The organism is Pseudolabrys sp. Root1462, from assembly GCF_001426945.1.
GTDB lineage: Bacteria > Pseudomonadota > Alphaproteobacteria > Rhizobiales > Xanthobacteraceae > Pseudolabrys.
Window position 1 is genome coordinate 370866 of sequence record NZ_LMFS01000004.1, and the last position, 24238, is coordinate 395103.

23 protein-coding genes are annotated in these 24238 nt (G+C 64.5%); 10 read left to right on the forward strand and 13 right to left on the reverse strand.

All coding sequences use genetic code 11. From position 1 onward, the window contains the following. Nucleotides 1-8 precede the first annotated feature (8 nt). The 8 genes from ASD45_RS22615 to mutS all read left to right on the forward strand — a co-directional run bounded on the left by ASD45_RS22615 (nt 9) and on the right by mutS (nt 10147). Nucleotides 9-1862 carry a feruloyl-CoA synthase gene (locus ASD45_RS22615; RefSeq protein ID WP_056913942.1) on the forward strand — a complete coding sequence of 618 codons (1854 nt, stop codon included), beginning with the start codon at nt 9-11 and terminating at the stop codon, nt 1860-1862. A 13-nt stretch (nt 1863-1875) separates the two neighbouring features. Beyond that, a complete protein-coding gene (locus ASD45_RS22620) occupies nt 1876-3114 on the forward strand; it encodes a thiolase family protein (RefSeq protein ID WP_056913943.1) in 1239 nt (412 codons plus the stop codon). Between the two features lie 12 nt (nt 3115-3126). Further along, nucleotides 3127-3888, forward strand: a complete 762-nt coding sequence (locus tag ASD45_RS22625; protein ID WP_056913944.1) for an SDR family NAD(P)-dependent oxidoreductase — start codon at nt 3127-3129, stop codon at nt 3886-3888. Between the two features lie 18 nt (nt 3889-3906). Beyond that, nucleotides 3907-4524, forward strand: coding sequence for a class I SAM-dependent methyltransferase (locus ASD45_RS22630; protein ID WP_056913945.1), 618 nt, complete (start codon nt 3907-3909; stop codon nt 4522-4524). A 12-nt stretch (nt 4525-4536) separates the two neighbouring features. Then, on the forward strand, nt 4537-4947 hold the full coding sequence (locus tag ASD45_RS22635) for an acyl-CoA thioesterase (RefSeq protein ID WP_056913946.1): 411 nt from the start codon (nt 4537-4539) through the stop codon (nt 4945-4947). A 149-nt stretch (nt 4948-5096) separates the two neighbouring features. Further along, nucleotides 5097-6113, forward strand: coding sequence for an amidohydrolase family protein (locus ASD45_RS22640; protein ID WP_056913947.1), 1017 nt, complete (start codon nt 5097-5099; stop codon nt 6111-6113). Between the two features lie 21 nt (nt 6114-6134). After that, on the forward strand, nt 6135-7343 hold the full coding sequence (locus ASD45_RS22645; RefSeq protein ID WP_056913948.1) for an FAD-dependent monooxygenase: 1209 nt from the start codon (nt 6135-6137) through the stop codon (nt 7341-7343). Between the two features lie 59 nt (nt 7344-7402). Further along, a complete protein-coding gene (mutS, locus tag ASD45_RS22650; protein WP_056913949.1) occupies nt 7403-10147 on the forward strand; it encodes a DNA mismatch repair protein MutS in 2745 nt (914 codons plus the stop codon). Nucleotides 10148-10154: 7 nt separating this feature from the next. Here the strand turns inward: mutS and ASD45_RS22655 are convergent, their stop codons facing one another. From ASD45_RS22655 to ASD45_RS22695, 9 genes are all read right to left on the reverse strand, one after another. Then, nucleotides 10155-10958, reverse strand: a complete 804-nt coding sequence (locus ASD45_RS22655) for a hypothetical protein (protein ID WP_056913950.1) — start codon at nt 10956-10958, stop codon at nt 10155-10157. Next, entirely contained in the window at nt 10955-11749 is a 795-nt protein-coding gene (locus ASD45_RS22660; RefSeq protein WP_056913951.1) for a hypothetical protein, read from the reverse strand. Before ASD45_RS22660 ends, ASD45_RS22655 begins: the two co-directional genes overlap by 4 nt. A 44-nt stretch (nt 11750-11793) precedes the next feature. Continuing rightward, a complete protein-coding gene (locus ASD45_RS22665) occupies nt 11794-12303 on the reverse strand; it encodes an OsmC family protein (RefSeq protein WP_056913952.1) in 510 nt (169 codons plus the stop codon). 13 nt (nt 12304-12316) lie between these two features. Next, a complete protein-coding gene (locus ASD45_RS22670) occupies nt 12317-13372 on the reverse strand; it encodes an alcohol dehydrogenase (protein ID WP_056913953.1) in 1056 nt (351 codons plus the stop codon). A 149-nt stretch (nt 13373-13521) separates the two neighbouring features. Then, nucleotides 13522-13980, reverse strand: a complete 459-nt coding sequence (locus ASD45_RS22675; RefSeq protein WP_056913954.1) for a cupin domain-containing protein — start codon at nt 13978-13980, stop codon at nt 13522-13524. After that, entirely contained in the window at nt 13980-14669 is a 690-nt protein-coding gene (locus tag ASD45_RS22680) for a cupin domain-containing protein (RefSeq protein ID WP_056913955.1), read from the reverse strand. The genes ASD45_RS22675 and ASD45_RS22680 overlap by 1 nt, the downstream gene beginning before the upstream one ends. Before the next feature lie 65 nt (nt 14670-14734). After that, complete coding sequence (locus tag ASD45_RS22685) at nt 14735-15520, reverse strand: ABC transporter ATP-binding protein (protein ID WP_056913956.1); 786 nt, start codon at nt 15518-15520, stop codon at nt 14735-14737. A gap of 1 nt (nt 15521) precedes the next feature. Continuing rightward, nucleotides 15522-16352, reverse strand: coding sequence for an ABC transporter permease (locus ASD45_RS22690; RefSeq protein ID WP_244485638.1), 831 nt, complete (start codon nt 16350-16352; stop codon nt 15522-15524). Between the two features lie 99 nt (nt 16353-16451). Continuing rightward, on the reverse strand, nt 16452-17429 hold the full coding sequence (locus tag ASD45_RS22695) for an aliphatic sulfonate ABC transporter substrate-binding protein (protein WP_056913957.1): 978 nt from the start codon (nt 17427-17429) through the stop codon (nt 16452-16454). 210 nt (nt 17430-17639) lie between these two features. On the opposite strand from ASD45_RS22695, the gene ASD45_RS22700 reads away from it, so the two are divergent. Both ASD45_RS22700 and ASD45_RS22705 read left to right on the forward strand, forming a co-directional pair. Next, nucleotides 17640-20471 (forward strand): [protein-PII] uridylyltransferase, encoded by a 2832-nt coding sequence (locus tag ASD45_RS22700; RefSeq protein ID WP_082541140.1) that lies wholly within the window; start codon nt 17640-17642, stop codon nt 20469-20471. Nucleotides 20472-20517: 46 nt separating this feature from the next. After that, nucleotides 20518-21369 carry a DUF3108 domain-containing protein gene (locus ASD45_RS22705; protein WP_056913958.1) on the forward strand — a complete coding sequence of 284 codons (852 nt, stop codon included), beginning with the start codon at nt 20518-20520 and terminating at the stop codon, nt 21367-21369. An 18-nt stretch (nt 21370-21387) separates the two neighbouring features. Here ASD45_RS22705 and ASD45_RS22710 read toward each other — a convergent pair whose 3' ends face one another. Genes ASD45_RS22710 through ASD45_RS22725 form a run of 4 tightly spaced genes read right to left on the reverse strand, consistent with a single transcriptional unit; the run spans nt 21388 to nt 24182 of the window. Continuing rightward, the gene (locus tag ASD45_RS22710) at nt 21388-22167 is read right to left on the reverse strand and encodes a citryl-CoA lyase (protein ID WP_056913959.1); all 780 of its coding nucleotides are present in this window, start codon (nt 22165-22167) and stop codon (nt 21388-21390) included. Then, nucleotides 22164-22511, reverse strand: a complete 348-nt coding sequence (locus tag ASD45_RS22715) for a MaoC family dehydratase (RefSeq protein WP_056914016.1) — start codon at nt 22509-22511, stop codon at nt 22164-22166. The genes ASD45_RS22710 and ASD45_RS22715 overlap by 4 nt, the downstream gene beginning before the upstream one ends. Nucleotides 22512-22534: 23 nt before the next feature. Continuing rightward, nucleotides 22535-22984, reverse strand: a complete 450-nt coding sequence (locus ASD45_RS22720; protein ID WP_056913960.1) for a MaoC family dehydratase N-terminal domain-containing protein — start codon at nt 22982-22984, stop codon at nt 22535-22537. After that, the gene (locus ASD45_RS22725; protein WP_056913961.1) at nt 22968-24182 is read right to left on the reverse strand and encodes a CoA transferase; all 1215 of its coding nucleotides are present in this window, start codon (nt 24180-24182) and stop codon (nt 22968-22970) included. The genes ASD45_RS22720 and ASD45_RS22725 overlap by 17 nt, the downstream gene beginning before the upstream one ends. Nucleotides 24183-24238 lie beyond the last annotated feature (56 nt).

Here is a 24238-nt window from a genome sequence, read left to right on the forward strand (position 1 = left end):
AGGACAGAATGAGCAGCACCGCCACACCCTTGCAGCAGGCGCCGTTCCGGCCGGTACGACTCGGTCCGCAGGCCGTCGATATCGCGACACGTCCAGACGGCTCGCTGCTGCTGCGCTCGCCGGAGCCGCTCGGCCCGTATCCGAAAAAACTGACAGAGCGGCTGGAATACTGGGCACAGCATGCGCCGGACCGCGTCTTCATGGCGCAGCGTGATGGCGAGAGTTGGCGCACCATCACCTATGCGCAGGCCCTCGACCACGCCCGCCGCATCGGCACGGCACTGCTGAAATACAATCTGTCGGCCGAGCGGCCCATCGTCGTCTTGTCCGGCAACGATCTCGAGCACGCGATGCTCGGTCTTGCCGCAGTCTATATCGGCGTTGCCTATGCGCCGATCTCGCCGGCTTATTCGCTGGTCAGCCAGGATTTCGCGCGGCTCAAGGCGATCTTCGACCTGATCACGCCGGGCCTGGTCTTCGCCGCCGACGGCAAGGCCTTCTCGCGCGCTATCCACGATATCGTGCCGAAGGATGTGCCGGTGGTCGTGACGCGCAATCCGGTCGACGGCCGCACGATGTCGTTCGCCGAACTCTCGGCCGAGCCGACTGCCGCCGTCGATGCCGCGCATGACAAGGTCGGCCCCGACACCATTGCCAAGTTCCTGTTCACATCCGGCTCCACCGGCACGCCGAAATGCGTCATCAATACCCAGCGCATGTGGTGTTCCAACCAGGTGATGCTGCGGCAGGGCCTGGCCTATTTCCAGGACGAGCCGCCGGTGATCCTCGATTGGGCGCCGTGGCATCACACCGCCGGCGGCAATCACGATGTCGGCCTCGTGCTGTATAATGGCGGCACGTTCTATATCGACGAAGGCAAGCCGCTGCCCGGCGCCATCGAGGAAACCGTACGCAACCTGCGCGACATCGCCTCGACCTGGTACTTCACCGTGCCGAAGGGCTACGAGGCGCTGCTGCCGCATCTGCGCGCCGACGCCGACCTGCGCCGCAAGTTCTTCTCCAAGGTCAAGGTGCTGTGGTTCGCCGGTGCCGGCCTGGCGCAGCACGTGTTCGACGAGATCAATGCGCTCGCGGTCGAGACCTGCGGCGAGCGCGTCCAATTCCTGACCGGCTTCGGCGCCACCGAGACCGCGCCCTGCGCGCTGGCGCGTACCTTCTATCATCCGAACTCGACCAATATGGGCCTGCCCGCCGCCGGCCTCGAGCTCAAACTGGTGCCATTCGAGGGCAAGCTGGAAGCGCGCGTGCGCGGGCCCAACATCACACCGGGTTACTGGCGGCAGCCGGAATATACCAGGAATGCCTTTGACGACGAGGGCTTCTACAAGCTCGGCGATACCTTCAAGTTCGCCGATCCTGATCATCCGGAACAGGGCCTGCTGTTCGATGGCCGCATCGCCGAGGACTTCAAGCTGTCGTCCGGCACCTGGGTCAATGTCGGCCCGCTGCGTGCGCAGTTCATCGACGCCTTCAAGCCTTATGTGCGCGACGTCGTGTTCGCCGGCCTCGACCGCGACTATATCGCGGCGCTGGTGTTTCCGGACGTCGAGGCCTGCCGCAAAATCCTGCACCGCGCGCCCGATACGCCGGCAGACCAGATCGTCCAGCATTACGACGTACAGCAACACTTCACCTCGCTGCTCGCCAAGATGGCCGCGGCCGCGACCGGTTCGTCGAACCGCGTTCAGCGGATCATGCTGATGACCGAGCCACCATCGATGGATAAAGGCGAGATGACCGACAAGGGCTCGATCAACCAGCGTGCGGTGCTGAAAAATCGCGCCGACCTCGTCAATGAACTTTACGCCGACGAAATATCGTCGCGCGTGATCCGCCTGTGATGGAGAGTGAAACGTGAGTGACAAAATCGCCGGCATCGGCGCCACTTTCGAGGACGCCTGGCTGATAGACGGCGTTCGCACGCCGTTTGTCGATTACAACGGCGCACTGGCCCCGGTGTCGCCGATCGATCTCGGCATCAAGGCGGCGCGCGAGGCGTTCAGGAAATCCGGCGTGTCGCCGAAGGACGTCGGCACCGTGATCGCCGGCTCGATGGCGCAAGCTTCGTTCGACGCCTACATGCTGCCGCGCCATGTGGGGCTTTATGCCGGCGTGCCACAGGAGACGCCGGCGCATCTGGTTCAGCGCGTCTGCGGCACCGGCATCGAAGTGATCGCGCAGGCCTCCGACACCACGTCGCTGGGGCGCGCCGAACTGGCGCTGTGCGTCGGCGCCGAGTCGATGAGCCGCAATCCGGTGGCGTCCTACACCAGTCGCGGCGGCTTCCGCATGGGCCAGGTCGAGTTCAAAGACTTCCTCTGGGAGGCTCTGCTCGATCCGGGCGTCAACTGCACCATGGGTGACACTGCGGAGAACCTTGCCAAGCAGTACCAGATCACCCGCGCCGAGGTGGACGCCTATGCCTCGCGTTCCTTCGAACGCGCCATGAAGGCCGCGGATTTCCGTGCCGGCGAGATCGCCGCGGTGACCACCGAGAAATTCGAAGCCGACGGCATGAATGCCCGTGGGATCCGCGTGAAAGAAGATGCGACGGCGGACACTCACGTTCGCCATTCGTCGGTCGAACAACTCGCCAAGATCAAGCCGGCCTTCGGCGGTGTGCAGACCGGCGGCAACTCCTCGGCCATCGTCGACGGCGCCGCCGCCGTATTGGTGTCATCGAAGGCCTATGCCGACAAGAACGGCAAGAAGCCGCTCGCCCGCATCATCGCCAGCGCCGCTGTCGGCGTGCCGCCGGAGATCATGGGCATCGGCCCGGTACCGGCGATCAAGGCCGTGATCGAGCGCGCCGGCCTCAAGCTCGACGACATAGGCCGCTTCGAAATCAACGAAGCCTTCGGCGCCCAGGTGATGGCCTGCGCCCGCGCGCTTGGCCTCGACGAGGACAAGCTCAACGTCAATGGCGGCGCCATCGCCATCGGTCACCCGCTCGGCGCCACGGGTATTCGTTTGACGCTGACGCTGGCGCGGGAATTGAAGCGCAGCGGCCTGCGTTATGGTATCTCATCGGCCTGCATCGGAGGTGGCCAGGGCATCGCGCTGCTGATCGAGAATACCGAAGCCAAGCACTAAGAGGACGTACCAATGGACATCAAAGGGCAAGCGGCCATCGTCACCGGCGGCGCTTCTGGTCTTGGCGCGGCTACCGCGCGGGCGCTGGCAGCGGCCGGCGCCAAGGTCGCAGTGTTCGATCTCAACGAAAAGGGCGCCAACGACCTTGCCGTTGAAATCGGCGGCATTGCCTTCGCTTGCGATGTGGCATCGGACACCGGCGCCAAGGCCGCAATTAATGCCGCGGCGACGGTGCATGGCCCGGCGCGCGTGCTGGTCAATTGCGCCGGCATCGGCCCGGCCAAACGCATCGTCGGCAAGGACGGCCCGATGCCACTCGAGGATTTCGAGCGAGTCATCAAGGTCAACCTGATCGGCTCCTTCAACATGATGCGCCTCGTCGCCGCCAACATGCAGAGCCTTGCGCCGATGCCGGATGGCGATCGCGGCGTCATCATCTCCACGGCGTCGGTCGCCGCCTTTGAAGGCCAGATCGGCCAGTCGGCCTACGCGTCGTCGAAGGGCGCGGTCGCCGCCCTGACGTTGCCGGCGGCGCGCGAATTCGGCCAGTTCGGCATCCGCGTCTGCGCCATCGCACCGGGCATTTTCTCGACGCCGATGCTCAAAGGTCTGCCGCAGGAAACGCAGGATTCACTCGGCGCCTCGGTGCCGTTCCCCAAGCGGCTCGGCGAGCCGGCGGAATACGCCAAGCTTGCGCTGCACATCGTCGAGAACGGCTACCTCAACGGCGAGGTGATCCGCATCGACGGCGCGCTGCGCATGGCGCCGCGTTAATTGGTGCCGCGTTGACGCATGAGTGACGACGCCGACCGCATCGTCGATCTCTACGAGCGCAAGGCGCACGACTGGGCCGCCGACCGTCGGCGGCAGACGCAGCTATTCGAGAAAGGCTGGCTCGACCGTTTCCTCGACCTCGCACCCAAAGGCGGGGCGCTGCTCGACATCGGCTGCGGCTTCGGTCGGCCGATCGCGGCCTATCTGATTGCGCAGGGCTTCGCGGTCACGGGGATCGATTCATCGCCGACCATGATTTCGATGTGCAGGGCCGACTTCCCGAACCAGGACTGGCGCGTCGCCGACATGCGGACGCTTGATCTCGGTCGCCGCTTCGGCGGCATTCTAGCTTGGGACAGCTTCTTTCATCTGAGCTTTGACGACCAGGGCCGCACGTTTCCGGTCTTCGCCGCCCATGCCGAACCCGGTGCACCGCTGATGTTTACCAGCGGTCCCGAACACGGCGAAGCCATCGGTGTGTTGCACGGCGAGCCGCTCTATCATGCGAGCCTGGCCGGCGAGGAATACCGGGCACTCCTGGCCGCAAACGGCTTTGCCGTAGTCGACTCGCGGATGAACGACCCCGCTTGCGGTGGCCGCTGCGTCTGGCTGGCGCGGCGCGGCGAAGCCCGCTAAGGAATGAGCGCCATGGGACACACCAACACCCGCAGCGTGCGCATCGAATGGGGCGACTGCGACCCCGCCGGCATCATTTTCTTCCCGAACTATTTCCGCATTTTCGATCACTCGACGGCGATGCTGTTCGAGAGCGCGCTCGGCATGACAAAATTCGAGATGTTCAAGAACCTCGATTTTCAGGGCTGGCCGCTGATCAAGACACAGGCGCGATTCCTCAAGCCGACGCGCTTCGGCGATGACGTGATCGTCGAAAGCACCGTCACCTTCGGACGCTCCTCGTTCGAGGTGGCCCACAGGCTAACCCTCAAGGGCGAGTTGTGCGCCGAGTGTTCCGAGAAGCGGGTGTGGACGGTGCGGGACGAAAGTGGGCAGCTCAAATCCCACCCGGTGCCGGAAGCGGTATTGGCGAAGTTTAAATAGGGCACGCTCCTGCAACGAGCCGGGCGCATGGGCCACCAGCGCGGCCGAACGTTGTCACGCCTTGCGTGCTCGCGTAGAAACGCCGCCTAAGCCATCAATAACATTCCGCAATCCGAAACTTCGGATTGGCGGCACGAGGGAAGATCGCCATGCGTATCGATGCCTACACCCACTTCTTGCCGAGCCGCTTCTTCAAGGTTCTGATCGACAGCGGCCTGCCCGATATCGGCAAGCGCATGCGTGAAGTGCCGAGCATCCACGACCTCGATATCCGCAGGAAGGTGGTCGATACTTTCCCCGACTACGCGCAGATTCTGTCGCACGGCATGCCGCCGCTCGAGGTGCTGTGCAAGGGTGACGGCGCCAAGGTCGAGGAATACGCCAGGCTGATCAACGACGAACTCGCCGAGATCATCGACAAGAACCGCGGTCACTTCCCCGGCTGGGTGGCGCAGGGCGCACTCGGCGCCCCGGACGCCGGCGTTGCCGAAGCGCGGCGCGCAATCAAGATGGGCGCGCTCGGCGTACAGATCTACACCAACGTCGCCGGTGTCCCGCTCGACGATCCGAAGTTCGAACCGTTCTTCGCCGAGATGGAGAAGCTCAACAAGCCGATCTGGCTGCATCCGGCGCGCGGCGCCAATATTCCGGATTACCCGACCGAGAAGACGTCGAAATACGAAATCTGGTGGGCATTCGGCTGGTCCTACGAGACCGCGGCGGCGATGGCGCGGCTGGTGTTCTCCAAGCTGATGGACAAGTATCCGAACCTGAAGATCATCACGCATCACTTCGGCGGCATCGTGCCGATGCTCGAAGGCCGCATCGGTCCCGGCTGGGACCAGCTCGGCTCGCGCACCTCGGGCGAGGATCTCGGCAAGCTGCTCGGCGAGCTCAAGCACCGGCCGCTCGATTACTTCAAGCACAAGTTCTATGCCGACACCGCGACCTTCTCGTCGCGCGCCGGTGTCGATATCGGCCTGTCGTTCTTCGATCACGACAAGGTCGTATTCGCTTCGGACTGCCCGTTCGATCCGGAGAAGGGCACGATGTACACCCGCGACGCTATCAAGTTCATCGATGAGGTCGACCTGCCGAAGGCGACCAAGGAAGCGATCTGGCACGGCAACCTCGAGCGCATCACCGGCACCAAGCTGGTGAAGTGACGAGCTAGGGCCGAACCGGCGATGACCACCCGCAAACCTGTTGTCATCGCCGGCGCCGGACCGACCGGTCTGATGTGCGCGCTGGCGCTGCGCGCACAAGACATTCCTGTCGTGCTGCTGGAAGCGGAAGAAGCGCTGACGCACGATCTGCGTGCCGGTTCGTTTCATCCGCCGACGCTGGAACTGATGGCGCCCTATGGCATCACGACGCGGATGCACGAGCACGGCATCAAGGTGCGCCACTGGCAGATTCGCAACCGGCCCGGCGATCTGGTCGCCGAGTTCGATCTCGATCTCCTGCGCGACGTCACGCCCTACCCCTATCGCTTGCATCTCGAGCAGCATCGTCTGACGCCGATCCAGCTCGACTTGCTGCAAGCGGAAGGCGGCGCCGAGATTCACTTCGGCCACGCCGTCACCGGCTATGCCCAGCATGCCGATGGCGTCACCGTGACCACCAGCGGGCCTTCCGGCGACCGGCGCTTCGAAGGCTCATGGCTGATCGGCGCCGACGGCGGCCGCAGCGTCGTGCGCAAGGAGCTCGGCGTCGAGTTCGAAGGCTTCACCTGGCCCGAATTGTTCGTCGTCGTCTCGACGCCCTACGATTTCGCGCAGCACGGCTTTGCCTATAACTGCTATATCGCCGATCCCGTCGAATTCGGCGCGCTGTTCAAGGTTCCGGATGCCGGTCCGCCCGGACTGTGGCGTCTCGCCTACCCGGTCGACCCGGAGGAAAGCGACGAGGTGCTGCTGTCGGCCGAGCGCGTCGAGGCCGCCCTGCAGCGGCTGGTGCCGAAACAGGGCGTCTACGACATTCGCTACAAGAGCACCTACCGCGTGCATCAGCGCGTCGCCGCCTCATTCCGGGTCGGCCGCGTGCTGCTGGCCGGCGACGCCGCGCATCTGAACAACCCGCTCGGCGGCTTCGGCCTCAACAGCGGCATCCACGACGCCGTCAATCTCTGCGACAAGCTCGGCGCCCATTGGCACGGCCAAGGTGGTGAACACTTACTCGACCTGTACTCCCGCCAGCGCCGCTTCGCCACGATTGAGCAGGTGCAGGCGATGTCGATCCGCAACAAGCGGATGATGGAAGAGCGCGACCCCGCGATCCAACGTCAGCATCTTGAGGAGATGGTCGCGGTGGCGAATGACCCGGCCAGGGCGCGGGCGCACCTGCTCAATACGTCGATGATCCTGGGCCTCAAGCGCGCGAACGAGATGATTTAGCGGGGAAATAGAGCCCCGCGGGGCTTAAATGGCTCGCTCAACTGGGCTATTTTGCCCCGATGTCTCAGCCTCAGACCATCGGACTTTCGGAACCGGAAACGCCGCCGGACGCGACGCCGCCGGAAAAGCTGTCTCCGATGCTGGAGCAGTATATCGAGATCAAGACCGCCAACCCGGGCTCGCTGCTGTTCTACCGGATGGGCGATTTCTACGAGCTGTTCTTCGAGGACGCCGAGGTGGCGAGCCGCGCGCTCGGCATCGTGCTGACCAAGCGCGGCAAGCATCAGGGTCAGGACATCCCGATGTGCGGTGTGCCTATTCATCGCTCGGACGAATACCTGCATCGTCTGATCGCGCTCGGCCACCGCGTCGCCGTGTGCGAGCAACTAGAAGACCCCGCCGAGGCCAAGAAGCGCGGCAGCAAGAGCGTCGTGAAGCGCGACGTGGTGCGGCTGGTCACGCCCGGCACATTGACCGAAGACACGCTACTCGACGCCCGGCGCAACAACTACCTGCTAGCGATCGCGCGGGCCCGACTGTCGTCGGTTGGCACCGAGGCGCGCTTTGGGCTGGCCTGGATCGATATCTCCACCGGCGAATTCCGCATCACCGAATGTGACCGCGTCATGCTCGCCGCCGAGATTGCCCGGCTGGAGCCGGGCGAGATTCTGATCTCCGACGCACTTTATTCCGACACCGAGTTGATGCCGCTGTGGCGCGAACTGCCGGCGGTGACGCCTTTGTCGCGCGATGTCTTCGACTCGGCCACCGCCGAGCGCCGTCTCACGTCGTTCTTTGCAGTCGCGACCAGCGACGGCTTCGGCGCGCTGACACGGCTGGAAATCACCGCCGCTGCGGCCGCCGTCACGTATATCGAACGCACGCAGATCGGCCAGCGCCCGCCCTTGTCGCCGCCGCTTCGCGAAGCCGCCGCGGCGACCATGGCGATCGACCAGGCAACGCGCGGCAACCTCGAACTGATGCGGACTTTGTCCGGTGAGCGGCGGGGCTCGCTGCTCGACTGCATCGACCGCACCGTCACCGCCGCCGGCTCGCGCCTGCTGGCGCAGCGGCTATCCGCGCCGCTGACGGACGCTGCTGCCATCGCGCGGCGTCTCGATGCCGTGTCGTGCTTCGTCGATGACGTGGCGGCGCGCGCCGAGACCCGCTCGCGGCTTGCGGCTGCGCCGGATCTCGCCCGCGCCCTCACCCGAATTGCGCTGCAGCGTGGCGGTCCGCGTGATCTTGCCGCCATCCGCGACGGCATCGGCGCCGCGCACGAACTGGCGAGGGCGCTGGCATCGATCAAGGACGCGCCGGAGGAGATCGCCGAGGCACTTGGGCTGTGCCGCAAGGTGAATGCCGCGTTGGCCGGCGATCTCTCGCGCGCTCTCGGCGACGACCTGCCGCTGATCAAACGTGATGGTGGCTTCATTCGCGAGGGCTATAACGGCGCGCTCGACGAGAACCGGGCGCTGCGCGACGAATCGCGGCGCGTCATCGCTGCGCTGCAGGCGCGCTATTGCGATGACACGGGCGTCAAGGCGCTCAAGATCAAGCACAACAACGTGCTCGGTTATTTCGTCGAGGTGACGGCGCAAAATGCCGAGCGGATGATGCAGCCGCCGCTCAACGCGACCTTCATTCACCGCCAGACGCTGGCCGGACAGGTGCGCTTCACCTCGACCGAGCTCGGCGAATTGGAGGCCAAGATCGCGAGCGCCGCCGATCGCGCGCTGGGCCTTGAGCTCGAGATCTTTGAGCGGTTGTGTGCGGCAGTGATCACCGAGAGCCACGCAATCAAGCAATGCGCCGAAGCGCTGGCGCGGCTCGATGTCGCGTCAAGCCTCGCCGCGATCGCTGTTGAATCCAATTTTGCGCGGCCGACGGTCGATGACAGCCTCGCTTTCATCATCGAAGGCGGCCGCCATCCGGTGGTTGAGCACGCGCTGTCGCGTGACGGCACGCCGTTCGTCGCCAATGACAGTGACCTGTCGCCTCCTCCCGCAGCGGAGGCAGGCCGCATCTGGCTGATCACCGGCCCCAACATGGCCGGCAAATCGACCTTCCTGCGCCAGAACGCGCTGATCGCCATCATGGCGCAGATGGGTTCGTTCGTGCCGGCAAAGCACTGCCACATCGGCATCGTCGATCGACTGTTCTCGCGCGTCGGTGCCGCCGACGATCTGGCGCGCGGCCGTTCGACTTTCATGGTCGAAATGGTCGAGACCGCCGCGATTCTCAATCAGGCTGGCGAGCGCGCCCTCGTCATCCTCGATGAGATCGGCCGCGGTACCGCAACTTTCGATGGCCTGTCGATCGCCTGGGCGACTATCGAGCATCTGCACGACATCAACAAATGTCGCTCGCTGTTCGCGACGCACTATCACGAGCTCACCGCACTTTCGGCGCGTCTGCTCCGCCTGCACAATGTCACGGTCAAGGTGAAGGAATGGAACGGCGAGGTCGTGTTTCTGCACGAAGTCATCGCCGGCGCCGCGGACCGCTCCTACGGCATCCAGGTGGCGAAGCTCGCCGGGCTGCCAGGCAGCGTCATCGAGCGCGCCAAAGTGGTGCTCGCCAAGCTCGAGCAAGAGGACCGGGCTGCGCCGAAAGGCTTCGAAGACCTGCCTCTGTTCGCCGCCAATTATCAGCCGCCCGCCGCCGCGCCGGAGCCGGCGCATGATATCGTCGTGGCCGCCATTGCCGCGCTCAATCCCGACGAAATGTCGCCGCGCGAAGCCATGGAAGCGCTGTATCAGCTCAAGGCAAAGTTGCGTGAGGCAGAGAAAGAGAAGAAGTAAAGCCGCTTCAAGCGCGGCGGTTCTTCCAAACCCACAGCAGTCCGTTCCACGCCACGGCGATCGCCAGGCCGATCAGATAAGCCCACCACACGCCGAGCGGCTCGGCGAACGCGTGCACGGCGAGCAGGCCCAGCGTCAGTCCGATCAAGGGTGCCTGAACATGCGCCGCCACACTGGCGGCCACGGGCCCGCCAGCACGGGTATAGAGAATGATGAAGAACGAGCTCATCGCCACCGGGAAGAAGGCGAACACACCGGAGAAATAGGAACCGATCGACGAACTCAAGCCGGTGACGATGACGACACACGCCGTCACCACGCCGGCCCGCCAAGCAAGGTCGCGCGCCGTCAACCTGACGCGCGCCCGCGGCGCGACGTCGCCAAGAAAATGCGACGCGATGGTGATCGTCACCGGATAGACTATCGCGTTGGCGAGCAAAGCTGTTGACGCGGTCCAAGGCAACAGCCGCGACAGAAATACCCCGCCAAGCCACACCAAGATCGCGCCGCCGAGACTCGGCACCAGACGGTTGCGCGGCGCCAGCACGGCGAAGGTGAGTGCGAATAACGGACAAACCGCGTTCGCCACCATGCTGCCGACCGCGCTCTGGGCAATGAAATGCGCGTCGTGTTCGACCGCAAGAATGATCAACGCCGCGCCGCCCGCGGTTGGCAGCGCCGCGATCAGTGCGCCGATGAACGGCCCGGAGCGTTCGACCACGACCGATGCGGCGACGACGATGCCGGCGGTCATGACGATCTTGAGGGCGAGCCCCAGCCAGAACATCGACGACATCAGCGTCCCGCTCATGCCAGCTTGCCCCGGCGGCGGGTGGCGAAGACCAGGAGATTGATGCCGACCGAGACGATCAGCGTGAGCAGCAACGACAGGACAGAGCCGAGAGCGTCGGCCGTCAGATGCAACACGAGCATCGCCACGGCGAAGCCGCCGAGCCCGACCACCGCGTTTGACAACACGGCCGCGGTCGCCGGCCCGCCGACCCGCGGATGCAGGATCAGGATCAGGCTGGACAGCACGATCGGAAACACCGCGAGATTGCCGCTCGCCGCCGGACCGATGTGGTAGCTCAACGTCACGACGACGCCGAGCAGTATTGCGACCATGGCTGCGCGCAGCACGTAGTCGTACCAGTAAGTGCGCATGCGCGGGAACTGGACATGCAGCAGCCGCGACACCAGGACGTGGCCAGTGCCGAGCGCGATGACATTAATTGCGATCGTTTCCCATATGCCGAGCGGCACCTGACGGAAGACGGTACTGAGCACGGCCCAGACCGCGAAGGCTCCGCCGAGGCTGACGATGAGCGACCGCCTCTGCGCCAGTAGAGCGTAAGTGACGGCAAAGGCGATGTTGAACGCGTTGGTCACGGCACTGCCGAGCGCGCTCTCACCGACGAAATGCGCGCCGTGGTCGATAGCGAGGAAGATATAGATCGGTCCCGCGCTGATCGGCAGCGTCGCCACCAGTCCGCCGATCAGCGGACCGGCCCGCTCCGCCGTCACGGTCGCCGCGATCAGGAACGCGGCGGTGACGGCCATGCGCACCAGCAAGGTGAGCGCGAAATAGAGCTCCGGCGACATTCAGTCCCTTCTCCCTCTCCCCGGCTAGAGAGAGGCGAGGTCTGTTAGGTGCGCGCCATCTTCACATCGACGGGCGGGCCGCTCTTGATGGTCTGATAGACCACGCAATAGCGTTCAGTGAGTTTGAGCAACTGATCGAGCTTGTCCTGCGGCGCATCGGTGTCGAGATCGAAGCGCAGCCGTATCTGGGCGAAGCCGACCGGCGCATCCTTGGCGACGCCGAGCGTGCCGCGGAAATCGAGATCGCCTTCCGCCGATACCCGGCCGGACTTCAGCGGAATTTCCAGCGCGGTGGCGACTGCCTTCACCGTGACGCCGGCGCAGGCAACCAGCGCTTCGAGCAGCATGTCGCCCGAGCACAATTCCATGCCGGAGCCGCCGGTCGCCGGATGCAAGCCGGCGGTTGCCAGCGCGCGGCCGGTTTCGACCTTACAGGCGATGCTGGTGTCGTCGAGCGTGCCCTTGGCCTTCAGCGTGATCAACGCCGAAGCCGCGTCGCTCTTGTACTTTTCCTTGATCGGCGCCTGCATGGCGCGGAGTTCATTGGCGTCCATCGTGCGAATCCTTTCAAGCCGGCGTCAGCACGACGCGGCCGATCACCTTGCCGGCCTTGAGATCGTCGAGCGCTTCCTGGACTTCTTCGAGCGGCCGCTCGCGGATCGGCACCTGCGGCACGCCGGTGCGGCCGACGAGTTCGATCAACTCTTTCATTTCCGGCAGCGAGCCGACATAGGAGCCCTGGATCGTCATCGCGCGCATCGGAAAGAACGGCGTTGAGATAGTGATGTCGCCGCCGAACAGGCCGACAACGATGATCTTGCCACCCTTTGTGATCGCATCGACTCCGAGCTTCACCGTATCGGACGAGCCGACGAAATCGATGACCGACCAGGCGCCGCCCTTGGTGGCATCGATGATCTGTTTGGCGGCGTCGGGCGCGCGGCCGTCGATCGCCGCCACTGCGCCGGCCTTCAGCGCCGCTTCGCGCTTGGCCGGGTCGATGTCGACCATGATCACGCTCTTGCCGCCCATCGCCTTGTGCAGCGAGATCGCCATCAGGCCGAGGCCGCCGGCGCCCATGATGACCACCGGCTCGTCCTTGAGGTTTTCGCTCACCTTCTTGAGCGCGCTGTAGGCGGTGACGCCCGAACAAGCCAGCGGCGCCGCCTGCACCGGCGTCAGGCTGCCGATGTCGAACAGATGCCGCGGGTGCGGGACGACGAGGTGCGTCGCGTAGCCGCCGTCGGAGAACACGCCGAGATTCTTCGGCGTCTTGCACAGGTTCTCCTCGCCGCGCCGGCACACCATGCATTCGCCGCAGCCGATCCACGGGTTGGCGAGCCTGATCTCCCCGACCTTGACGCCTTTGGCGTCAGGGCCGACTGCGACCACCTCGCCGACATTCTCATGTCCCATGGTCAAAGGCAGCTTGATGCCGCGCTCAAGGAGCTGCATGCGCTTGCCGCCGCCAAGCTCGTAGTAGCCGTCCCAGATATGGATGTCGCTGTGGCAGACGCCCGCGGCCTTGATCTTCAAAAGCACCTCGGTGCCCTTCGGCTCCGGCGTCGGCTTTTCGTTGAGTTGCAGGGGTTGGCCGCAGGTGCAGACCTGGAACATGCGCATGTCAGTTTCTCTCCCGGATACTATTTCCGCCGGACCATAGCCCATGATCGCGAAAATGGGGAACCGGTTTTCGTGCCGTCACGCCGTCGAAAACGACGCGGGCCCGGCGCTGCGGCACCGGGCCCATCAAATCGGCTGATCCAACCGCCCTAGCGGTCGATGCGCTCTTCCTCCACGGCGCGACGCGCCTTCATGTTGAAGCGATCGTCATAGATCGGCCGCTCCGCGGTCGTCGGGCCCGGGTACTGGACGATGAGGATGTCGCCGCCGGTCTCGGTGTGAAACTCGCCCTCGAAATGCGGGTCCGGGTGGAAAATCATCGTGCCCGGACCGTACATCTTGCCGTCGATCTTGAATTCGCCGGACAGCAGATACCAGACCTGCGCGAAGCCATGATAGTGCTCGGGATGGTGTCCGCCGGGCGCAAGCCGCAGGATGCCGGCATTGGGCTCGGTCGGCCGTTCGGCGCGCGGATGAAACAGCATCTTGCCGGTTTCACCGGGCCAGCGGATCGTTTCCCATTCAAAGTCGTCAACGTGTTTGGCCTCGAATGGCAGATGGTCCTTGCGCGAGGCTTCGCGCTTCGGCGTGGTCGCGGCTTCAGTCATCACGTTTCCTCCTCCATCTTGTTGCGCGTTTTGCGCTTCTTCGTTGGCTCGCGCGCCGCACTATCGGAAACTGCGGCCGGAAGCGGCAGGCGCCACCAGTCGAGTGCGGTCAATTCGTTTTCCGGCTTGGCAACGGTCATCAGCACATGCGCCTCGGTGTCGCCGGCATTCTCGGCGCGATGCGGTTGCTCGGACGCAATGAAGATGCTGTCGCCGGTTCCGAGCCGATGACACTCGTCGCCGACGAAGAACAGGATTTCGCCCGACAGCACGACGCAGTGCTCCTGCCCCGGATGCGACACCATCGCCGTCATGCGGTTGCGGCGAGGAAACACCAAGTGAAACACTTCCATGCGATCGCGCGGCGCACCGCCGGCGACGCGATGCCAGTGATAGCCGCTGCTCTCGAGCTCGATGTGCCGGCCAGTCTCGGCAGCGCGGTAGACGCTGACGGCCGTGCGGTCCGGCCTTCGCTCACCGCTGACGAGATCCTGCAGGCCGAGACCGAGCACGGCGCAGATCTGCACCAGATTGGCGATGGAGCATTGCGCTTCGCCGCGCTCGACGCGCGACAGGAAGGCTTCCGACAGGCCCGCACGCTCGGCCACGACGGCGAGCGTCATGCCATTGGCAATGCGGCCGCGGCGGATGCGAGCGCCGATTTCGGCGGTGATGGCTTGAGCGTCCATCCCGCTAGCCTGCCACGGTCTTGCATGACGCGCAAGTCGTATTGCCTATTAGGCAAGTCGCAGAGTCACCACCACAACGCCGCGCCCTCGGGGGCCCGATCTTCCGGGGCTTGGACCGGCCGCGCCATCGAGCGGTCGAGCGCCGCCAGCACCTGCTTCTTGACGTTGTCGAAGCGCGACGACTGGCGGTCCCGCGGCCGCGGCAGGCCGGTGACGATTTCCTCGAACAGCCGGCCCGGACGCGGCTGCATGACGAAGACGCGGTCGGCCAGCACAACGGCTTCCTCGACGTCGTGCGTGACAAGGATGAGCGTTGGACGAGAGTCGGCCCACAGGTCGAGCAAGTGCTCCTGCAGATCGGCGCGGGTGAAGGCATCGAGTGCCGAGAACGGCTCGTCGAGCAGCAGCACTTCGGGGCGCGGCACCAGTGCGCGGGCGATGGCGACGCGTTGCGCCTGACCGCCGGACAATTCGCGCGGCCAGACGCTGGCCTTGTCGGCAAGGCCGACACGTTTGAGCGCTTCGGCGACGCGCGCGTTGCGCTCGGCCCTTGCCAGGTGATCGAGGCCAAAGCCGATATTGCCGGCGACGCTGAGCCACGGCAGCAAGCGCGGCTCCTGGAAGACGATGCCGATCTTCTCATGCGGCGCCATCACCGCGACGCCGTCGAGCACGACGCGGCCCTGGCTGGCGACATCGAGGCCGCTGATCGCGCGCAGCATCGTCGACTTGCCGCAGCCGGAGCCGCCGACGATCGCGACGATCTCGCCGGGCGAAACCTTGAGGCTGATGCCGTCGAGCGCGTGCACGTTGTTCGGGTAGGTTTTACCGACGCCTTCGAGCTGCAACATGTCAGCGCTCCGCGCCGCGGCCGAAGCGGTCTTCCCAGCGCAGGAAAGGCGCACTGAGGCCGACGATGAGCCAGTCGGTGATCTTACCTATGACGGCGAAGGCGACGATGGCGGCAACGATCTGCGCCGGCTTGCCGAGCTGCTGACCATCGACCAGCAGGAAGCCGAGCCCTTCGGACGCGCCCATGAACTCGGCGGCGACGACGAACATCCAGCCCAGTCCAAGGCCGGAGCGCAACGCGATCACATAAGACGGCAGCACCGCCGGCAGCAGGATGCGCCGCACCATCTGGAATCCGGACAAGCGAAAGGCGCGGCCGACTTCGACGATCTTGCGATCGACCGACATCACCGCACCCATGACACCGAGATAGACCGGGAAGAACACGCCGACAGCAATGAGAGTAATCTTCGATGCCTCGAAAATGCCGAGCCAGAGAATGAACAGCGGCACCCAGGCGATGGACGGAATGGCGCGCAGCGCCTGAAAGGTCGGATCGAGCAGGCGGAACAGCGTGACCGAATAACCCGTCAGCGCGCCGAGAATGGTGCCGGCGACAACGCCAAGGCTGAAACCGAAGGCAACGCGCGCGACCGTCGCCAGCGCGTGGCGCTGCAGTTCGCCGGTCGAAGCCAGCTCGGCGAAGGTCGCGTAAATCACCGAGGGTGGCGGGACGAGCCGGCCATTCGACCAGCCCCAGCGTACCGCGAGCTCGCAGAGGACCGCGACCGTCACCGGGATGATCAGACCGATCAGCGGGGTGACGTAACGTGGCAAGGCCGACCGCCGTTTCACGGGGTCGGCCGCAGTGGTGTCGATGGCCGCACTCATCGATACAAAAGACATCATTCCGCCCGCCGATTGCAACCGGACTTTTGTGAGCCCGATGCCGGGCGCGCCGATGCGGCGCGTCCGGTCATGCGAGATCGTTCAGTTGGTGGCAGGGGCGTACTGGTCGTCGACCAGTTGATCGAGCGCCTTGGCAACGTCGACGTCCTTCTTCAGGACGCCGGCTTCCTGCAACGCCAGGCCGGCGGCCAGGATCGAGTCGCGCTGCGGCTTGCCGATCTTGCCGTTCGACAGATCGGTGCGCTCGCGGAGCTGCTTCTCGACGACGTCCTTCGGCAGCTTGGTGGCGGCGATGAAGCTCGCCTCCAATTCGTCCGGATGCGCGACGGCATATTTGCGGGCGGCCTCGTAAACGGTCAGCACACGCTTGACGAGATCCGGATGATCCTTGGCGAATTCCTCGCGGACATTGAGGATGCCGTAGGTGTTGGCGTCGGCGTCGCGATAGAACAGCCGGGCGCCGTCGCGGATCTCAGTCTGCGCCATCATCGGATCGAGACCGGCCCAGGCATCGACGTCGCCGCGGATGAGAGCGGTCGCGCCGTCGGGATGTTGCAACAGCACCGGTTGAATATCCTTCTCGGTCAGCCCGGCCTTTTGCAGCGCGCGGACGAGGAAGATGTGCGGGTCGGTGCCGCGCGTCACCGCGACGCGCTTGCCCTTGAGCTCGGCGACCGTCCTGATCGGCGAATCCTTGCGCGTCACCAGCGCGGTCCATTCCGGCTTGGAGTAGACGTAGATGGCGCGGATCGGATTGCCATTGATGCGGCCGACCAGCGCGGCCGAACCGGCGGTCGATCCGAAATCGATCGAACCGGCGTTGAGGAATTCAAGCGCCTTGTTCGAGCCGAGCGTCTGCACCCAGCGGATCGAGGTGCCGTCCTTAGCGAATTCCTTTTCCAGCCAGCCCTTGTCCTTGATCAGCATCGAAACCGGATTGTAGGTCGCCCAGTCGATGCGCAATTCCTTGGGCTGATCGGCGGCTTGGGCAACCGAGCCCACGCCAACCGCCAGTGCCAGTGCCAGTGCCAGCAGCGACCGCCGCGACAACAAATTCATGTCTGCCTCCCCAACCACAAGCTGCGGACCCAGCCCGCCGCGATAGTTTTATTCTTTAGAGCCGTGAATATTGCCGGTCAAAAGCATATTTTGGTCTATTTATCTCGTTGAAGAAGAATATTCTTACGCTGCCTGTCGTGGGAGGGGGCGATGACTATCTTTCGCGGGCCCGGTGACTTCGTCTGCGCCGTCCGCTATCCGGATGACCCCATGGCCTCCCTTGCTCTCGATCGCGATTCGACCAAACCCGCGGGGTCGCCGTCGCGCACCCATGGCGAACTGATCGATCGCAGCGCCATCATTGCCGACCTCGATCAGCTGGCTGCGGCCAAGCGTGGCAACGACATCGAGATGCGCACCGCGCTGGCGCAGCGTCTGAAGGCCGCGCTGAACGAAGGCCGCGACAAGGCCGAACGTCTGCTGCTCAAGGACCGTCACGGCCGGCGCTGCGCCGAGCGGATCTGCCGGATGGAAGACGAGATCATCGGCATTCTCTACGATTTCGTCCGCAAGCATCTTTATCCGTCGGAGAACCCGTCAGAGACGGAGCACATGGCCATCGTCGCCACCGGCGGCTACGGCCGCGGCTTCCAGGCGCCGGGCTCGGACATCGATCTGCTGTTCCTGTTGCCCTACAAGCAGACCGCCTGGGGCGAGTCGGTCGCCGAGGCAATTCTTTACGCGCTGTGGGACACCGGACTCAAAGTCGGTCACGCCACGCGCTCGGTCGACGAATGCATCCGCCAGGCCAAGGCGGACATGACCATCCGCACCGCGCTGCTCGAGGCGCGCTTTCTACTCGGCGACCGCAAGCTGTTCGAGGAACTGGTGACGCGCTTCGATGCTGACGTGGTGCGCAACACCGCGTCGCAATTCGTCGCCGCCAAGCTGGCCGAGCGCGAAGAGCGCCATCGCCGCAGCGGCCAGTCGCGCTATCTGGTTGAGCCGAACGTCAAAGACGGCAAAGGCGGCCTGCGCGACCTGCACACTTTGTTCTGGATCGCTAAATACGTCTTCCGCGTCCGCGAGCCCGATGAATTGATGAAGCGCGACGTCTTCGACAAGCAGGAATACGAAACCTTCCTGCGCTGCGAGGACTTCCTGCTGTCAGTACGCTGCCACCTGCACTTCATCACCGGCCGCGCCGAGGAGCGCCTGTCGTTCGATCTGCAGCGCGAAATCGCGGTGCGCCTCGGCTACACCGATCATCCCGGCCAGCAGGATGTCGAACGCTTCATGAAGCACTACTTCCTGGTCGCCAAGGATGTCGGCGACCTGACCGCCATCCTGTCCGCTGAACTCGAGGACAGCCACGCCAAGGGCGCGCCGGTGTTGAGCCGCGTCATGGCCAAGCTGCGGCCGGTGAAGCGCAAGACGCTTGGCGACAACAAGGATTTCATCGCCGAGAACAACCGCATCCACTGCGCCAGCGCCAATGTATTCAAGCGCGATCCGGTCAACCTGATCCGCATCTTCTATCTGGCGCAGAAGCACAATCTGCCGCTGCACCCGGACGCCATGCGCGCGATCACACGCTCGCTGACGCTCATCGACGCGCGATTGCGCGAGAACGAGGAAGCGAACGAGCTGTTCCTCGACATCCTCACCTCGAAGAACGACCCCGAGACCGTGCTGCGCCGGATGAACGAAACCGGCGTGCTCGGCCGCTTCGTTCCCGCCTTCGGCAAGGTGGTGGCGATGATGCAGTTCAACATGTATCACCACTATACAGTGGACGAGCACCTGTTGCGCTGCATCGGCGTGCTGTCAGAGATCGAGCGCGGCACCAGCAAGGATACGCCACTCGCGAACGAACTCGTTCAAAAGATCAAGCCGGCGAGCCTCAGGCTCCTCTACGTCGCGGTGTTCCTGCACGACATCGCCAAGGGCCGGCCCGAGGACCATTCGATTGCCGGCGCGCGGCTTGCCAAGCGCCTGTGCCCGCGGCTCGGCCTTTCGGCGGCCGATACCGAGACCGTTTCCTGGCTGATCGAACAGCACCTGGTAATGTCGAGCGTCGCGCAGTCGCGCGACCTGTCGGACCGCAAGACCATCGAGAACTTCGCTTCGGTGGTGCAATCGGTCGAGCGGCTGAAGCTGCTCACGATCCTCACCACGGCCGACATCAAGGCCGTCGGGCCCGGCGTCTGGAACGGCTGGAAGGCCCAGCTCATTCGCACGCTGTATTTCGAGACCGAACCGGCGCTGACCGGCGGCTTCTCTGAGGTCAACCGCGCCCAGCGTGTCGCCATGGCCCAGGAGGAATTCCGCGCCGTCATGTTGGAACGGCAGTGGTCGGCCGAGCGCATCGATTCGCATATCGCGCATCTTTATCCGGCCTATTGGCTCAAGGTCGATCGGCCGCACAAGATCGACCACGCCAATCTCGTCCACACGGCGCGGAAGACCGACAAGAATCTCGCGACCGCGATCCGCTTCGACACCGAACGCGCGGTCACCGAACTGACGGTACTGGCGCCCGACCATCCCTGGCTGTTGTCGATCATCGCCGGCGCCTGTGCGATGGCCGGCGGCAACATCGTCGATGCGCAGATCTTCACCACCACCGACGGCCAAGCGCTCGACACCATCTCGCTGTCGCGCGAATTTGAGCGCGACGAGGACGAGCAGCGCCGCGCCGGCCGGATTGCCGAGTCGATCGAGAAGGCGCTGCGCGGCGAACTGCGGCTGCCCGACGTGGTCGCCAAGCGGGCGCCGCCGAAGGGCCGCATCAAGGCCTTTGCCATCGAGCCGAATGTCGACATCAATAACCAGTGGTCGCACCGCTATACAATGATAGAGGTGGCCGGCCTCGACCGGCCCGGCCTGCTCTACGAACTGACCGCAACCTTGTCGAAGCTTAATCTCAACATCGCGTCGGCGCATGTCGCGACGTTCGGCGAACGCGCCGTCGACGTGTTCTATGTCACCGACCTGATGGGGGCGCAGATCACCTCGGCGACACGGCAGGCCGCCGTCAAACGCGCGCTCATCGCTCTGTTCACCCGGCCCGACGCAAAATCGGGCCGCGCCCCGGCTTGAGTCGCTCTACGCAGATTGATCCCACGCGGGACTGGAATTCGCCACGATGATGGCTCCGGCGCTCTGCAAATCCGGATTGATGGCCGCCGCCGTCGTGCTCGCCCTGCGCGGCGCAAACGCCGCCGCGCCACCGCCGGAAATGCGGGCGACGATCCATTATTCGATTTCCATGGTCGGCGTGCCGATCGGTCAGATCACCTGGGCAATCGATCTCAGCGCGCACGCCTACCAGGCTTCCGCCAGCGGCAAGGCCAACGGCGCCATGAGCATTCTGGTCAACGGCGAAGGCCGGGTCGCGACGCAGGGGACGATCAACGGCGAGCAGGTTACGCCGACGTTCTTCTCCTCCAACGTCACCGACGATGGCGAAACCACCGGCCTGCAGATGACCTTCGAAAACGGCAGCGTGAAAACGCTGCGGACCGAGGAGCCTGCCGACAAGAACAAGCGCATTCCGATCCGTGACGAAGACAAGATGAACGTCACGGATCCGCTGAGCGCCATGCTGCTGGCCGCGCCAGAAGGCGGGCCGCTGCTGTCACCGGCGCGCTGCGCTCGAACGCTGCCGATCTTCGATGGCCAGCGGCGTTATGATCTCGCCTTGTCGTTCAAGCGCATGGACAGACTGAAGCTCGACCGCGGCTATGACGGTCCGGTGCTGGTCTGCGCCGTGGTGCTGCGGCCGATCGCGGGCTACCGCGCCGATAGTGTACTCGTAAAATATGTCGCCGGCCGTCCGGGCATGGAGATCTGGTTCATGCCGATCGCCGGTGCGCCGGTCATTGCGCCGGGCCGGCTCAAGATGCCGACGGGTATCGGCACGCTGGAGATCGAGGCCGACAAGATTGACTGGACCTCGGTCAGGGCCCCCGCGGTTTCGGCGCCGGCGCATCAATAAGACGCGACAACACGCAGATCAGGATTGATTCTCTTCCGAATACGGCACGGTCTTCTTGGCAGCGGCCCAGATGGCGCGGCCTGAATGCGTCTCCTTCTCCTCGAGGAGATGGCCGACCAGACCGCCTGCCCGCGACACCACCGAAAACGCCCGCATTGCCGAAACCGGCACATCGATCTCCAGCAGCAGCGCGCCGATCGCGCCGGTGGCGTTGATCGTGATGTGGCGGCCGAGCGCCGCATCGACGGCCTTACCGAGTGCGCGCAGCAACGGCACGTAGCGCGTGGCCTTGCCGAGTTCCTCGGCCAGCGCGAACAGGCGAATGGTGCGCGGATCGTCAGGTTTGTGAGTGCCGTGACCGAAACCGGGCACCGGCTTCTTGGCCTTGTCGTATTCGCGGGCCACGTTCTCGACGGCATCGACTTCGCCGGCCGCGATGCGCCGCTCGATCGCCAGCAACAGCGCCGCGCAGCTCTCGGTCGTGCCGGCAAAGACGCTGCCGATGGCAAGAAGCCCGGACGCTATCGCCACCTGCGGCTCTTCCGGCACGCTGTCTGCCATCAACCGGGCGATCACCGCGCTCGGCGTCAGGCCATGCTCCATCAGCGTCACAAGACAGGCGTCGAGCACGCGCGTCTCGACCGCCTCCGGCATACGGTGAGACGTCAGGAAGTAAAGCATCTCCGTGAAGCTGTACTTCCCGATCAGATCGTTCACGAGATCCCGGCCCCGCACATGCACCGCCGTCGCGGTGGACTGCGCAGTGCGGGTAACGAGGTCGGGCTTCTGTGTCGTCATGCGAGGCTTGCGGTTCCGACCAGCGTGGTGTCGAACTGCGACTGGCACTTCGCCGCGCCGTCCGGCTCTATCGTCACGACCAGTTTGTCGCCGGGACATACCGGCCTGACGTACTTTACCTTCAAACGGCCGCGATAGAACCAGTCCTTGCCGTATTTCTTCGCAGCGAGATCGCAGACGTAGCCGGTGTACATCAGGCCGTGTCCGAGCGTGCCGCGGAAGCCACGCTCCTTGGCGAAGGCGTCGTCGTAATGCAGGATATCGTTGTCGCCATTGAGTTTGCCATAGTTATCGAACATGGCTTGCGTCTGCGGGATGGTCTTTTCGACCTTGTCATTGCTCATGGGATTGCTCTTGCTCGTCTCGATCACTCGGGGAAAGCGGACATGTGGTTGACGGACATGATCATCGTGCCGTCGGGGCGCTTGAAATCGACGTCGTAGCAGATGATCTTGCGGCCCTTCTTCTCGTACTTGTCGGTGACGCGCCCGGAGCCGATCACCTCGGTGTCTTCGTCCGCCCAGATCGGGCTGTGAAACTCGACCGTGTTGCCGAGCATGATTCCGCCCTGCTGCGGCGGATAAAGGCGATACATCACCGCCATCATATAGACGAACAGCGTGTTGGGCGGGGCCGCCTGACGGCCGTCGATGACATAGTTCTTCGGGTCGGCGTCGACCACCGACATGTATTCCTTGACGATGTCGGGCGTGACCGTGAATGGCAGCGGCGGAAATTCCGCCCCGACCTTCCAGTCCTTGTACAGCGACGCGGGCTGATCGCCCTCGCGCGGCTTGACATCACTCGGACGCGTCATTGCTTGCTCCTTGATAGACGACGTTGTTCTGGATGAGCTGATCGATTTGGGCGGCGTCATAGCCGCAGACGCGGCCGAGCACGTCGCGCGTATGCTCGCCCCGTTTCGGCGGATAGCGCAGCGACTCCGCGCTGTCGTACTTGAACGGGTTGCCGACGAAGTTGAGGAGGCCGGCGCCGCGCGGGTTGTCGAGTTGCTCCACCATCCGGCGCAACACCGCAACCGGCTGAGACATCGCCTCCGCGACGCCGTTGACCGGCGCGGCAGGGACTCGGTCGGCGAACAGCTTCTCGCCCCATTCGGCCGACGTGCGGCTGCGAAACACTTCGGTGAGAATCTCGGTCAGCGCGCCGACATTGGCGACGCGAGATTTCGGCGTGGCAAAGCGCGGGTCCTGCACCATCTCCGGACGGCCGATGGAGGCGCAGAATTTCTCCCAGAAATCCTGACCGGTCGGCGAGACGGCGATGAACTTGTCGTCGGCGCAGGGATAGATGTCGCTCGGCGCGATCACGGGATGGCGCGCACCGTTGGCGACCGGCTGTTTGCCGGAGATGAAGTAATTCTGCGCCTGCCAGGTCAGCATCGCGAGCTGGCAATCGAGGAGCGAGATCTGGACGCGCTCGCCCTTGCCGGATTTGAGCGACTTGAGCATGGCGCCGACGCAGCCGAGGGCGAGATAGAGCCCGCCGACGAGGTCAGCGACCTGATAGCCGACACGGACCGGCGGCCGGCCGCGTTCGCCGGTGACGCTCATGACGCCCGCCATCGCCTGGATGACCAGGTCGAACGCCGGCGCGTCCGAATACGGCGCTTCGTCGTGAATGCCGATCAGTTGCGCGATAGTCAGCTTCGGATTGATCTTGTGCAGCGAAGCTCGATCGAGGCCGAGCCGCGCCGGCACGTTGGGCGCGAAGCCGTAGACGATGGCGTCGGCGTTGCGCGCCAGATCGTAAATGACGGCGCGGCCCTCGGGTTTCTTGAGATCGAGCGCGATGCTCGATTTGCCGCGATTGACGGAGAGGAAGAAGCCGGAGTCGCCGTCGAACTCGGTCGAATGGCTGGAAACACGGCGCGACAGGTCGCCTTCGATCGGCTCGACCTTGATCACCTCGGCGCCGAGTTGCGCCAGCAACTGTCCGGCAAAGGGACCGCCAAGGACCCAGGTCAGATCGAGAATTCTGAAATCACCGAGCATTTGTTTCCGGCGCCGTGAACTGCGAGGCCGGAACAATTGGTGGGACAAGCCCGCCG

Excerpts from the sequence above, each read along its gene's own strand:
- mutS (WP_056913949.1), top strand. The coding sequence starts at position 7,403 with ATGTCTCAGCCTCAGACCATCGGACTTTCGGAACCGGAAACGCCGCCG.
- ASD45_RS22655 (WP_056913950.1), bottom strand. The coding sequence starts at position 10,958 with ATGAGCGGGACGCTGATGTCGTCGATGTTCTGGCTGGGGCTCGCCCTC.
- ASD45_RS22680 (WP_056913955.1), bottom strand. The coding sequence starts at position 14,669 with ATGGACGCTCAAGCCATCACCGCCGAAATCGGCGCTCGCATCCGCCGC.
- ASD45_RS22695 (WP_056913957.1), bottom strand. The coding sequence starts at position 17,429 with ATGAATTTGTTGTCGCGGCGGTCGCTGCTGGCACTGGCACTGGCACTG.
- ASD45_RS22685 (WP_056913956.1), bottom strand. The coding sequence starts at position 15,520 with ATGTTGCAGCTCGAAGGCGTCGGTAAAACCTACCCGAACAACGTGCAC.
- ASD45_RS22615 (WP_056913942.1), top strand. The coding sequence starts at position 9 with ATGAGCAGCACCGCCACACCCTTGCAGCAGGCGCCGTTCCGGCCGGTA.
- ASD45_RS22625 (WP_056913944.1), top strand. The coding sequence starts at position 3,127 with ATGGACATCAAAGGGCAAGCGGCCATCGTCACCGGCGGCGCTTCTGGT.
- ASD45_RS22710 (WP_056913959.1), bottom strand. The coding sequence starts at position 22,167 with ATGACGACACAGAAGCCCGACCTCGTTACCCGCACTGCGCAGTCCACC.
- ASD45_RS22645 (WP_056913948.1), top strand. The coding sequence starts at position 6,135 with ATGACCACCCGCAAACCTGTTGTCATCGCCGGCGCCGGACCGACCGGT.
- ASD45_RS22675 (WP_056913954.1), bottom strand. The coding sequence starts at position 13,980 with ATGACTGAAGCCGCGACCACGCCGAAGCGCGAAGCCTCGCGCAAGGAC.
- ASD45_RS22720 (WP_056913960.1), bottom strand. The coding sequence starts at position 22,984 with ATGACGCGTCCGAGTGATGTCAAGCCGCGCGAGGGCGATCAGCCCGCG.
- ASD45_RS22665 (WP_056913952.1), bottom strand. The coding sequence starts at position 12,303 with ATGGACGCCAATGAACTCCGCGCCATGCAGGCGCCGATCAAGGAAAAG.
- ASD45_RS22715 (WP_056914016.1), bottom strand. The coding sequence starts at position 22,511 with ATGAGCAATGACAAGGTCGAAAAGACCATCCCGCAGACGCAAGCCATG.
- ASD45_RS22705 (WP_056913958.1), top strand. The coding sequence starts at position 20,518 with ATGATGGCTCCGGCGCTCTGCAAATCCGGATTGATGGCCGCCGCCGTC.
- ASD45_RS22670 (WP_056913953.1), bottom strand. The coding sequence starts at position 13,372 with ATGCGCATGTTCCAGGTCTGCACCTGCGGCCAACCCCTGCAACTCAAC.
- ASD45_RS22635 (WP_056913946.1), top strand. The coding sequence starts at position 4,537 with ATGGGACACACCAACACCCGCAGCGTGCGCATCGAATGGGGCGACTGC.
- ASD45_RS22660 (WP_056913951.1), bottom strand. The coding sequence starts at position 11,749 with ATGTCGCCGGAGCTCTATTTCGCGCTCACCTTGCTGGTGCGCATGGCC.
- ASD45_RS22690 (WP_244485638.1), bottom strand. The coding sequence starts at position 16,352 with ATGAGTGCGGCCATCGACACCACTGCGGCCGACCCCGTGAAACGGCGG.
- ASD45_RS22725 (WP_056913961.1), bottom strand. The coding sequence starts at position 24,182 with ATGCTCGGTGATTTCAGAATTCTCGATCTGACCTGGGTCCTTGGCGGT.
- ASD45_RS22630 (WP_056913945.1), top strand. The coding sequence starts at position 3,907 with ATGAGTGACGACGCCGACCGCATCGTCGATCTCTACGAGCGCAAGGCG.
- ASD45_RS22700 (WP_082541140.1), top strand. The coding sequence starts at position 17,640 with ATGGCCTCCCTTGCTCTCGATCGCGATTCGACCAAACCCGCGGGGTCG.
- ASD45_RS22640 (WP_056913947.1), top strand. The coding sequence starts at position 5,097 with ATGCGTATCGATGCCTACACCCACTTCTTGCCGAGCCGCTTCTTCAAG.